We start from the raw sequence: 12926 nt of genomic DNA, 5'->3' as shown, positions 1-12926 counted from the left end.
GAGAAGAACTATGAGACAGAAACAGAGTGCTGCGGATCGAACGTTTACGATATTTGCCCATACGTTCATTTTGTTGTTTACCTTATTTTGTGTGTTTCCTTTTCTGCTGATGATTATCGGCTCTTTTACGGATGAACAGGAACTGATTGCGCACGGCTATACTTTATTTCCGCAAGCATTATCCCTGGATGCGTATAAGGCGGTTTTGCAATCGGATGTACTGTTCAATGGCTATGCGGTTACGATCTTTATCACTGTCGTAGGCGCATTAACCGCACTGTGCATTTCCGCAATGCTCGGCTATTCGCTGGCTAACAAACGGAATGTCCTGCAAACACCGTTTCTGTTTTTTTGCTATCTGCCAATGCTGTTTTCCGGAGGCATCATTCCATTTTATATTGTGGTCAGTCAGTGGCTGCATTTGCAGAATACCATCTGGGTGCTCATTTTGACGATGTTATGCCAGCCGTTCCTCGTCTTTTTGTTGGTCAGTTTCTTCCGTACCATTCCCGAGGAATTGGAGGAAGCTGCAAGAATAGACGGAGCGAATGAAATGAGGGTCTTCTTTCAAATTATGATTCCGATCTCGACGCCGATTCTGGCCTCCGTCGGTCTCTTCTATGCCCTGAGCTACTGGAATGACTGGTTCATGGGACTGATGTTCGTGGATAATGAGAAGTTGTTCCCGCTGCAGCTGATTCTGCGCCGGATGGTCTCCAATATGGAAGCGGCCAAGAATCTCATTCCCGCTTCAGCAGCCATTGCCGTGACGCCGCCGACCTATGGCGTGCGGATGGCGACAACCGTGCTGACGATCGGCCCGATTGTCTTGCTGTATCCCATGCTTCAGAAGTATTTCGTCAAAGGGCTAACGGTAGGAGCAGTAAAAGGATAAACGAAGAATATCCGGCATTAACCGGATTAGTCCGGGGGAAACATAGATTGTTAGCCATAGATATGGGAGGGTTAAGGAATGAGATTAAAAAAATGGGTTGGCACGACAACAGCAACGGTATTGGTATCTTCACTGATCCTGGCAGGCTGCGGAGGTAATACAAAGACTGGCGGCAATGAAGCGAATTCTCCAAAGAATACGGAAAGTGCTGCACCCGCATCTAAGGAAACGGTGACATTGAAAGCTTATTTTCCGGGGGATAAGCCGGTGGGCTTTGACGATGTGCTACAGGCGGTCAACGACAAATTGAAAGCGGATAACGTCGGAGCGGCCTTGAACATCAATTTCTTGCCGTGGACCGATTACGGGAATGCGGTATCCGTGAAGATGTCTGCCGGGGAAGATTTCGATATGTATTTGGATGCCCCATGGATATCCATGAATCAGATGATCGAGGGCAATTCATTAATGGAACTGGATGCCGCGGTGGCCGAACGTCCGGAGCTCAAAGCATCCATTCCCGAGGAAATGTGGGAGTACAACAAATTCGGCGGAAAAATTATGGGGATTCCGCTCGGTACCACCCAGGGCCAGCTATATGGCCTTCTAATCCGCAAAGATTTGCGCGAGAAGTATGGACTTCCCGAGTTAAAAACCTTGGATGATTTAGAGAAATTCTTGTATATGGTCAAGGAACAAGAGAAGGATGTCAAGCCCTTCGTCATTAACGGCATCAAAGCGGATAAACTTCCGTTTATCTTGAGCGAATCCGCTAATCAGGCGCTGGATGAAGTGCTCGAAATCGGTGTCAACATGTTCGCCTATTCCATCAAGGACAAGAAAGTAATCGGCCAATGGACCAGCCCGGTGATTGCCGATGGTTACGATCGTGTCACCCAATACTACAAGGACGGCATCATTTCCAAAAATATCGCCCAGGAGCAAAATGCAGAAACACTGTTCAAGCAGGGGAAATATGCGGCCACTTATTATGCGGCGGATGGTGTGGAGGGATTGAAATATTCGGAAATGCTACAGGACGGCAGCGACAAGCTTGAGATTTTCATTCCGAACGGGGATAAAGCCAAGCCGTATACCGCTTTTCAGCAATGGAATTTCCTGTGTATCCCGGCGGCTTCCAAGCACGCTGATTTGGCAATGGATGTAGCCAATTGGTTGTCCATTAAGGAAAACCACGATCTGATGGAATACGGCATTCAAGGGAAGGACTGGGAACCGGTCGGGGATTCGAGCTATAAGGTGCTGTCCAGCTATTCATTCCCGGGGTACGTGCTAACCTGGCGGCCAACGCTGAACCGCACGCCGGACACGATGATGAAGGATGACAAGAAGTGGTTCGACTTCTCTACCAACCCGGCCAATTTCACACTTAGTCCAACGGCGGGCTTCAACTTTAACGCTGAAAAGGTGAAGACGGAATATGCCAAAATCACTCCGCTTCACGATTCGACCTTCCTGCCGTTTAGCCAGGGCCTGGTGCCTGCTGCTGAAGGCAAGGAGATGATGGAGAAAAAAATGGCGAGCCTCGGCGGACAAAAAGTGATCGAGGAAATTCAGGCGCAAATCGACGCTGTCACATCCGGTAAATAACGGCCTAAAAATACTGAAAGAGGTACTTCACATGAACATACAACGCAGCGCGCACAATCCTGTTATACGAGTCCGGGACGTTGTCCCTTCCCGCCCCGATTTTCGGGTGCTGGGGGCGTTTAATGCAGGGGTGGCGCAGTTAGGGGATGAAACGATCCTTTTACTGCGCATTGCGGAGGCGCCGATATCGGACCGGGCGGATGAAGTGCTGGTCCCCCGGCTGAATGAAGCGGGTACCGATGTCCTTGTAGAGCGCTACGACAAGGCTGATCCGGACTATGATTTCTCCGATTCGCGCTTCATCGCAAGGAACGGACGAACGGTCATGCTCACCTCCTTATCCCATCTGCGGGTGGCGCGAAGCACAGACGGCATTCATTTCGAGATTGAGCCGCAGCCGGCCCTGTTCCCGGAGCACGCTCTGGAGGCGTGGGGAATTGAAGATCCGCGCGTGACCCAAATCGGAGATATCTATTATATTACCTACAGCTCCGCTTCCGCTCACGGCGTTGGCGCCGGCCTGGCGGAGACCCGGGATTTCCGGACCTTCAAGCGCCGCGGGCTGATGCTGGCTCCTGAGAATAAGGACGTCATCTTATTCCCGGATACAATTAATGGCAAATACTATGCGCTGCACCGTCCGGTACCGAACTCGTTCGGCTCTCCCGAGATGTGGATCGCCGAATCGCCCGATCTCGACCATTGGGGGAATCACCGCTTCCTGATGGGGCTTAGCGAGCAAGGCTGGGATTCGGCCCGTATGGGCGGCGGGGCGGTTCCGATTCGAACCGAACGCGGCTGGCTGGCGCTGTACCACGGAGCGGACAGCAAGCACCGCTATTGTATGGGCGCGGTGCTGCTTGATCTGGAGAACCCGGCCAAGGTCATCGCGAGATCCCGTGTACCGATTTTGGAGCCGGAAGCTGTCTATGAGGTGAATGGATTCTTCGGCAAGGTCGTGTTCTCGTGCGGAGCCTTGCTTCTGGATCAGACGGTCCGCATGTATTACGGTGCCGCAGACGAAGTGATGGCAGTGGCGGACATACCACTGGAGGATATATATAATACGCTAGTGTAGAAGGCTGAAGGCAGTGCAAGCTGCCTTCTTCAACCCATATTTAGGAAAGCGCTATCATAAACGATTGAATTTAGATAGACAAAGGAGCGCATGTACATGACTGACAAAAGGCAAAGGGTTGTAAAGAGGTGGACATGTCTTGTTATTGTTTGTTTGTTGATATCCTCCATAGGGTTATATTCGCCCGTATCTGCGAGCACGCCCGGGGCGACCAACGTTTCTCCAGAGATCGCTGAAATAAAATTGATGAAAAGCCGGACGGCGGCATTTTATGTCTCCAAAGATATCATCAACGATGGAACGAACGGCCGGGTCGAATGGACCTACAAATCTCAGGCCGGCACGTACTTATCCAATCAAAATTCCAATGGAAGCTGGGGGGATGTAGATTATGCGAGTACAGCCTCCAGTGCCAATGGGAGGGCCTGGTCGCCTTATCTCGCCTTAGACCGGCTGCAGTCAATGGCTCAGGCGTTTGCTGATCCGAAGGGTCCATACTATCATAATGAAACCCTGTTAGGAGGCATTCAAAAAGGGCTGGACTATTGGTTTACGGTGAAGCCGACATCCACCAACTGGTGGGAGACCGGAATCGGCAAGCAATTAAGGCTGGGGAAAATCGCGCTTTTATGTGAAGGCTATTTAACTGAAGCGCAAGCTTCCAATATAATCGGTACGCTGGACAGCAGCCCGAACACTGTCGATGGTGCCAATTCGTCCTGGTACAACCAGAATTATATGATCCGCGGCTTATTGCTGGAGGATGCCCAGATTGTCCGGAATGCTGTGGAAGCGTTTAACGTGCTGTCTAATGTGACGGCGACAGTGACGGGGATCCAGTCGGACATGTCATTTTTCATGCATGGCAAAACAAATTATACGACGGGATATGGAAGAAGCTTCGCCAGAGATATGTCATTCTGGGCGTATGTAACTTCGGATACCTCATTCTCGTACAGCAAGGCGGCGATTGATTCGTTATCGTCCTACCTGCTGGACGGCACCAGGTACCTCGTGAGAGGCGATGTTGCCGATCTGGGGATGGGGATGAATGGACCGGAGTGGCCAGATTATGCGAGTGCAGCTTTGACCTTCTATGAAGATCCGCTGCAGTGGATGCAGGCGGCCAATCCGAAGCGCGCAGCCGAGTTTGCGGGTTTTCTTGAGAACATCCGCAGCATTGGTACGAGCACGAGCAACGGACTGGACGTTAACAATATGACACAATGGCAGACGCTGGTCTCCTCCCATATGCGGAATGATTATGGAATTACGGTCAAGATGTCTTCCAGCACGGTCAAAGGCGGTGAATGGAGAACCATTAATCCTAGCGGATATAACCTGCTCTACTGGACGCCGCAAGGAGCCACTGCCATTCAGAGAACCGGAGATGAATACAGGACTGTTTACCCGCTGATGGACTGGGCTCATGTTCCAGGTTCGACGGCTCCGTATGTACTCACGAAAGATGGGAATTTCAACAATCCCAAAACATTTGTAGGCGGTGTGACCAACGAGCGTTATGGAGCCACAGCGTTTGATTTCAACAAGCTGAGTACCAGCGGCAAAAAAGGCTACTTCTTTTTCGATGATGAAATGGTGGCGCTGGGAACAGGTATCGCTTCAACTAATGCTGCGCCGGTCCATACGACATTGAACCAAAGTCTGGCGGCAGGAGATGTGCTCGTAGACGGCGAGATCATGGCGGACGGAACGAAGCAAGTTAACGGGCGCTGGGCATATAACGATAAGATCGGCTATGTTTTCCCGAATCCTACCGGCTTTCAAGTGAATCGGGAGACGAAGACGGGAAAATGGGGCGACGTTATCACCGGAAGCTCAACGGAGCCGATCACCAAGCCGGTTTTTTCAATATGGCTCGATCATGGCGTGAAACCGACTAACGCTTCCTATGAATACATCGTATTGCCGAATAAAACCCCTGAAGAGGTCAGCAGCTACGCAAGCGCAAGCCCGGTCAGTATTCTTGCGAATACACCGTCGGTTCAGGCAGTCCGGCACAATCCCCTTGGCATTGCAGAATTGCTGTTCTATCAACCCGGGACGGTGACGCTAAGAGACGGTTTGACGGTCACAGCTGACAAACCATCCATGGTGATCATTGACGAATCCGTGACACCTGTCCGCATCTCGGTGGCGAATCCCGAAACACCGGGGATTACAGTGAACGTAACGCTGAACCGTAACGGAGAAAAAACCACAACAACCTATAGACTCGGCAAGGATACGTTTACCGGCCGGAGCATGACCCTAACCGAGGGGACGGCTCTTGACGACAGCGGATTCGATCTCGCTTACAGTAAAGGAGCGACTGCTTCCTCCAGCCAAGGCAAGCAATTTGCCTCGAATGCTACGGATCTGTACAGAAGCTCCTCTTGGAGTTCAAATGCTTCGGACAACGAGTGGATCTATGTCGATCTGCAGAATTCCTATATGATCAATAAAGTAAGGCTAAACTGGCAAAAGGCCTATGGGAAAAGCTATAAAATTCAAGTGTCGGAGGACGCTGTCACCTGGACGGATGTTTATACAACTTCCATGGGGGATGGCGGAATCGACGAACTTTCCTTCGGTAAAGTTCCTGCCAGGTTTGTGCGGATGCAGGGCGTTCAGCAGGGCACCGGAGACGGCTACTCGCTTGCTGAATTTAACGTATTTGAGGCGGTGGCGCCTAATCTCGCCGAAGGCATGCAAGCAAAGGCGAACTCATCCAGAGCCGCCGATGTGTCTCCTGGAAATGCGGTTGACGGGTCATTGACGACCCGCTGGGGATCTAACTATGCTGATCCGCAGTGGATTTACGCCGATCTTGGCTCCAGCCAACCCATCGCGAAGGTCATGCTGCATTGGGAAAGTGCGTATGGGAAGGAGTATCAAATCCAGGTTTCCGACAACACGGCGGACTGGACGACAGTATACAGTACCACCACCGGAGACGGAGAAATTGATGAGATCTCCTTCGAACCGGTGAATGCAAGATATGTTCGGATGTATGGAACGAAAAGAGCGACCACGTACGGCTACTCGCTCTGGGAATTCAAAGTGTATGGTCCAGAGAACGTACAAAAGGTTCCGGCCCGGGTTGAACTAGAAGCAACGCCATCTTCCGTGGCGGCTGGAGGCAAAGTGTCCGTTACGGGAGCCGTCTACGATGGCGACGATCTTCCGGTCCCGGGCGTGGAGGTCGAAATTGTGTCTGCATCGGGCAGCATCGAAACGGCTAAAGCAGTAACGGACGTTAACGGCCGGTTCAACACGGTCTATACGGCGCCGTCTGCAGCCGGAGACGTGACGATCGCGGTTGTCCTGCCTGCAAGTCCGACCGTGACGGATACGGTTACCGTATCCGTGAACAAGGACGTACAAGTACCCGCCCGAATCGAACTCCAAGCAACGCCGTCTTCCGTGACATCCGGAGGCATCGTGTCCGTTACGGGAGCTGTCTACGACAGTGACGATCTTCCGGTATCCGGCGTAGAGGTCGAAATCGCGTCTGCATCGGGCAGTGTCAATGACGCCAGTGTGGTAACGGATGCGAACGGCCGGTTCAGCACGGTCTTTACAGCGTCGTCTGCAGCCGGAGAAGTGACGATTACAGCAGTCTTGACCGCGAATCCGTCCGTGAGAGGGACGACTGCCGTTTACGTAGAAGGGGTCGTACAAGTGCCCGCCAGGATCGAACTCCAGGAGGCACCGTCTTCCGTGATGGTTGGAGGCAAAATGTCCGTTACGGGAGTCGTCTACGACGGCGACAATCTTCCGGTCCCGGGCGTGGAGGTCGAAATCGCGGCTTCGTCAGGCAGCATCAAAATGGCTAAAGCAGTAACGGACGCGAACGGCCGGTTCAGTACGGTCTTTACGGCGCCTTCTGCAGCTGGAGAAGTGACGATTACAGCCGTTTTGACTGCGAGTCCGGCCGTGACGGATAAGATTACCGTCTCCGTAATTAAGGCCGCACAAGTACCCGTTCTAATCGAACTCCAGGCGACGCCGTCTGCTGTGACGGTGGGAGACGATGTATCTGTTGCGGGAATCGTCTACGACAGTGACAATCTTCCGGTCTCCGGGGTGGAGGCCGAAGTCGCGGCTTCGTCGGGCAGCTTCAACACTGCTAAAGCAGTAACAGATGCGAACGGCCGGTTCAGCATGGTCTTTACGGCGCCTTCCGCAGCCGGAGAAGTGACGATTACAGCCGTCTTGACCGCAAATCCGTCCGTTACGGGGAAAATAAACGTTTCCGTAAACGAGCGTTCAAACGGCGGAAGCGGAGGCAATTCGGGAGGAGGAGCTCCGGTGAGTCCGCCGGTAACTCCTAATAATCCTAATGTTAATCCAAGCGATGATCCAAACGATGGTCCTGACACGCCGGACGTACCGGTACCCGGTCATGCCTTCGCGGATATTGGCGGTCATTGGGCCGAATCCAATATCCTGGAAGCAGAACAGAGGGGAATGATCACAGGTTATCCGGACGGCTCGTTCCGGCCCGATCGCACGGTAACGCGCGCTGAATTCGCGGTAATGCTGGCGAAAGCGCTGAAGCTTCAGAACAAAGAAGCTGTCCTGTCCTTCAAGGACGCGGACCGGATCGGGCAGTGGGCCAAGGCAGCTGTTGCGCGAGCCGTAAGCTTGGGTCTTATTCAGGGCGATAAGAACAGTAACTTCCGTCCAGATGCGTCCTTGACGAGATCGGAAATGGCCGTGCTGCTGGCGAGAGCCTTAAACCTGGCACCCGAAGCTCGTTCCGCCGGATTCGCGGATGACCGCGACATACCGGTCTGGGCTGCCGGAGCGGCAGCAGAGATGAAGAAGCTGGGGATTATGCAGGGTAAGGGTAACAACAGCTTCTTCCCGAAAAATGCCGCGACAAGGGCGGAAACGGTCACGGTTCTGCTCAGAATGCTCACAGCGAAGGAGCAGGAATAATAAACAGGGGGATTGTTCATTCCCGGATACTTATACAATTCCAGCAGCAACCCCCGCCGGATTGTGGCTCTGCATGTCCACGCTTCGGCTCTATTCTAAAACCCGCTCCCAGAGCGGGTTTTTTACGTATGGCGTGCCCAGAGGCACGCATTATCTGGTTGGTGCAAGCCCAACCCAAGGAGGGGCCAAGCCACCTTGGTAGCCAGGATGCTTGCACATGGCGAAATCTGTGTGTAAAAGTGCATCGACAAAAGTACCTGTCAGAGACAGGGCGAGCGACAATCCAGGCTGCAACATGAAAGGCCGGTTATTTGGGACTTAGACGTAAAGAGATTGTAGGTGCAATGACGAAATAAATGCAGGCGGTGTTTGAGAAATAATTGGTGGCGTAGCTGAGGTAATTAGTGGTATGACTGTAGTAGTTGGAGGAGGTATTGCGAGTATTCCGACAAACTAGCTTTCTGATCTGTTTGTGTGCAAGAAGGTAATTATGCCTTCATGCACAATTTTTTGAACATTAAAAAGACTTTGAGTGATTGAAATCCTAAGTTTTGAGAGGTGATGAAAATAATGGAGAAAAAAGTTAAAACTTTAAGAGTTTCTCTTTTCTTTTCTATACTATGTGTTATTACATCGGGAATCAACTACTTAAATAATAAATTGCCTGTAGTTGGAGTATTGCTTATTGTAGTTATAGTTGCGTTTCTAATTCAAGTTGTGGCTTATACAATAGAAATGAAAAACATTAATAATAATAGTGTGAGATAAAAGTTGGCGGGGCTTTGGAGATGGGATCCCGGCTCTATCCTATTATCAGTGAGACCACCTTCTTATTGTAGGCTAATATGTACCTTGCCAGGAGGAAATCATGAATTTTATAAAAGAGCATCTAGCAGGGTATGGCGTGAGCGAACAAATGATTGTTTATCTCTCGAACATGATCATGGTCATATTTATTGCTTTACTCTCTATTGTGGCCAATTTCATCGCCAAAAAAATCGTGCTGAAAATAATTATTCATATCATCAATAACAACCGGTATACGTGGGATAATATCTTTTTGGAGACAAAAGTATTCCACAAGCTGTCGCATCTCGCTCCAGCCTTTATCATCTATTACTCTGCGTCTATTTTTCCGTTGTATCAGTCTTTCATTGTAAAAGTCGCCTTAACTTATATGATTATCGTAGCGATCACGGTGTTTAATGCGTTACTTGATGCCACCAATGCTATTTATCGTAAGTATGAAGTGTCCAAGATTAGGCCGATCAAAGGCTACATTCAGGTTGCGAAAATTATTCTGTTTATTATTGGTGCGATTGTGGTGATTTCTAACCTCATGGGTCAGAATCCACTGATTATTCTTAGTGGACTGGGAGCGATATCAGCTGTTCTTATGCTAGTTTTCAAAGATTCTATATTGGGCTTGGTGGCAGGTGTTCAATTATCATCTAATGATATGGTTCGTGTAGGTGACTGGATTGAAATGCCTAAATATAATGCTGACGGTAATGTAATTGACATTACTCTTAATACGGTTAAGGTTATGAATTTCGATAAAACAATTACCATGATTCCAAGCTATGCCCTGATATCAGATTCTTTCAAAAATTGGAGAGGCATGGAAGCCTCTGGTGGCAGAAGGATTAAACGAAGTGTCAGTATCGATACAAGCAGCATATGTTTCTGTACAAAAGAAATGATTGAGGAGTTCCAAAAGGTTCATTACCTTAGTGATTATGTCACGACAAGATTAGATGAGATTAGCACCTATAATATCGAACATCATATCAATATGGATAGTAAAGTTAATGGAAGACAACTCACGAATATTGGCGTGTTCAGAGAATATATCCATGAATATCTGCGGAATCATCCTAAAATCCATAAGGATATGGCGTTGATCGTCAGACAGTTAGAACCAGGAGATAGTGGACTGCCTTTAGAAATTTATGCGTTCAGCAATGATACGACCTGGGGTGTGTACGAGTCGGTCCAGTCTGATATCTTTGATCACATTTTTGCAATTATACCTGTGTTCGGGCTTCGCGTTTTTCAAAACCCAACGGGCCAAGACATCGTTAACTTAAAAGAAAGAAAAGAGTATTCGACGGGACACTGAAGATATGACTGCACTCGTAGAAGTTTATGTGCTGTTATCTTCGGACAGCAATTCGACTCCCCTCGGCTCGATATGGAGTATCAGAAAAGAGACCCTTCGGGGTCTTTTTTATGTAGCGTTATGCGTTGTGGTTAGAGAAACTGTGAAGTATCGGATTTTTGTATTCCTGCACGCTGTTATTAATCATGGCATCAAAGGATAACAAGTCCGGAATGCGCTTTCCGCCTGGAAGGTATGGGTTGGTGCTCTTGTTTTCTTTGTGTGTTCACAGGTGCAGAATCCCTCTGCCTCTGGGTCTAATCCAATCGTGTTTGTCAAAATCCAAGGCCAAAAACCAGCAGGTCTCGTCCTGCAGCATGGGATGGATCCCAATTGTGCGGTCTTGCCGTGCATCTAAATGGGCTGACAGCACTTCGCTTGTAAGGGGCAGGAAGTTCTGGTGTTTGCAAACGGAGCATTTCACCCTAGGTTTCTCGCAAACGCAAGTCCATTCATTAGCGCAAGCGGACGAGTATCCGGACTTGCCTTGCTTGTTGCTCCAGCGAATCGGATAAACATCGTCTCTGCCGCGAAAATAACTTTTATACAGGGCGAGCTTATCCTCTACGGTAGAGTACTGGTGGGCAGCGGATTCTACAACAGTTATTCCTGGGTTCTCTTGTTCCAAAGCCCCCAGCACACCTCTCAACCGGCTGATTTCAAGTTTAAGTTCCTCAATATGAGCCAGAGCCGCGTTATATTTGTCCTCGATATTGTCCATCTATAAGCCCTCATGTTTCAACCAATAAGGGGCAAATTGCCGAGCTGATGATTTTTACAGTGGAATGTGGAGTAGACTTTACGCTCTCATACGGAGACATAGACGAAAGATTCTATCTTACGATTTTAAGCATATTTGAACAAGCTTTAATATATATTGTGGACAATCAGTTAGAAGAAGAGTTTGTAGATTTATGCAGCGAATCGGCCAAAAGCGATGAACAAGACCTTGAATAGTGTAGCGAATATTTGCTACTCGTATAGTTCCAGTATCCATTCCCACCGCATAGTGGCTCTGCACGTCAACGCCGCGGCTCCATTTAAAAAAAACCGCTATTCTATTAGCGGTTTTTTTGCTTTGTCTGGCAGAATTGTAGACCTCATCTACAAGCTGCCATACAGTGGTCTGCTGCAACGTCCAAAAAAAAGAAACCAAACGTAAAATATGATACCTACTGTCAAATTGAGGCATGACCTATAATGGGTTAACAGCAGGAAACAAACAAACAAACATAATAGGAGGGTATGATTGAATGAAGGCTGGAGTGGTGGAACCCATAGCAAACCCCGAGATAAACCAGAAAAAACGGGGAATCCTGCGCAGAATGTATAAACAACGTTATTTACAGATTATGGCCTTGCTTGGCGTGATCTGGATGCTTGTATTCAACTATTTTCCAATGTATGGAATTGTGATCGCTTTCAAAGATTACGATATTATCGGATCAATAGGCAGTGCCCCTTGGGCGGGGCTGGAGCATTTTCGGGAGTTCTTTGAAGATGAGAATATGGGGTACGTGGTCAAGAACACGCTGGGTATCAGCGCGTTACGCCTTTTGATCGGGTTTCCTTTACCGATTCTGTTTGCCATTGTACTTAATGAGATGCGATCCGTTCGTTTTAAGAAGAGTGTTCAGACGATTTCCTATTTACCGTATTTTTTATCCTGGGTCATTCTGGGGGGGATTTTGACAACCTGGTTGTCGGATGTAGGGATTATTAACCACCTGCTGTCCAAACTGCATCTTATTCAAGAGCCAGTGAACTTTCTTGCGGAACCCAAATATTTCTGGGGCATTGCCGTAATTTCAGGTATTTGGAAGGAGCTGGGCTGGTCAGCAATTATCTATCTGGCGGCGATCTCAGGAGTCTCACCCGAGCTTTATGAAGCAGCAAAGATTGATGGCGCCGGACGCTTTCAGCGGATCAGAAGCATTACGCTTCCTTCTATCGCCGGAACGATATCCATCCTGTTCATTCTGGCAGTCAGCGGAATTCTTAATTCCAACTTTGATCAGATTATGGTTCTCCGCAACTCACTCAATGAAAGTGCAAGTAGTGTTATTGATATTTATATTTATCAGACCGGTCTGCAAAATGCCCGTTTCTCTTACTCTACAGCGGTGAGTCTCGTTAAGTCTGTCATTGCATTATTACTCCTGCTGGCAAGCAACAGCTTCACCAAGCGGGTCAATAATACATCGCTGTTCTAATATGAAGAAAAGGGGAGATTC

Annotated in this window: 8 protein-coding genes; 7 read left to right on the top strand and 1 reads right to left on the bottom strand. The window is 49.1% G+C overall.

The genetic code is table 11. From position 1 onward, the window contains the following. The first annotated feature begins 10 nt into the window (after positions 1-10). The 6 genes from MKX70_RS04800 (at position 11) to MKX70_RS04775 (ending at position 10653) form a co-directional block, all read left to right on the top strand. Complete coding sequence (locus MKX70_RS04800) at positions 11-895, top strand: carbohydrate ABC transporter permease (RefSeq protein WP_042231617.1); 885 nt, start codon at positions 11-13, stop codon at positions 893-895. Between the two features lie 78 nt (positions 896-973). Further along, complete coding sequence (locus MKX70_RS04795) at positions 974-2506, top strand: extracellular solute-binding protein (RefSeq protein WP_042231619.1); 1533 nt, start codon at positions 974-976, stop codon at positions 2504-2506. Positions 2507-2537: 31 nt separating this feature from the next. After that, complete coding sequence (locus tag MKX70_RS04790) at positions 2538-3584, top strand: glycoside hydrolase family 130 protein (protein ID WP_042231622.1); 1047 nt, start codon at positions 2538-2540, stop codon at positions 3582-3584. A 246-nt stretch (positions 3585-3830) separates the two neighbouring features. Further along, positions 3831-8531, top strand: a complete 4701-nt coding sequence (locus MKX70_RS04785) for a polysaccharide lyase family 8 super-sandwich domain-containing protein (protein WP_052415856.1) — start codon at positions 3831-3833, stop codon at positions 8529-8531. Between the two features lie 570 nt (positions 8532-9101). Beyond that, the gene (locus MKX70_RS04780; RefSeq protein ID WP_156122895.1) at positions 9102-9299 is read left to right on the top strand and encodes a hypothetical protein; all 198 of its coding nucleotides are present in this window, start codon (positions 9102-9104) and stop codon (positions 9297-9299) included. Between the two features lie 100 nt (positions 9300-9399). Beyond that, positions 9400-10653 (top strand): mechanosensitive ion channel family protein, encoded by a 1254-nt coding sequence (locus MKX70_RS04775; RefSeq protein WP_042231624.1) that lies wholly within the window; start codon positions 9400-9402, stop codon positions 10651-10653. Positions 10654-10918: 265 nt separating this feature from the next. Here the strand turns inward: MKX70_RS04775 and MKX70_RS04770 are convergent, their stop codons facing one another. Continuing rightward, positions 10919-11413, bottom strand: a complete 495-nt coding sequence (locus MKX70_RS04770; RefSeq protein ID WP_042231626.1) for a TOTE conflict system archaeo-eukaryotic primase domain-containing protein — start codon at positions 11411-11413, stop codon at positions 10919-10921. A gap of 532 nt (positions 11414-11945) precedes the next feature. Here MKX70_RS04770 and MKX70_RS04765 point away from each other — a divergent pair. Next, entirely contained in the window at positions 11946-12905 is a 960-nt protein-coding gene (locus MKX70_RS04765; protein WP_042231631.1) for an ABC transporter permease, read from the top strand. Positions 12906-12926 lie beyond the last annotated feature (21 nt).

Origin of the sequence: Paenibacillus sp. FSL R7-0312 (genome assembly GCF_038004445.1) — a bacterium.
Classification (GTDB): domain Bacteria; phylum Bacillota; class Bacilli; order Paenibacillales; family Paenibacillaceae; genus Paenibacillus_AQ.
The sequence above is the reverse complement of the archived record's forward strand: the minus strand, read 5'-3'. Positions and strand labels throughout refer to the sequence as shown.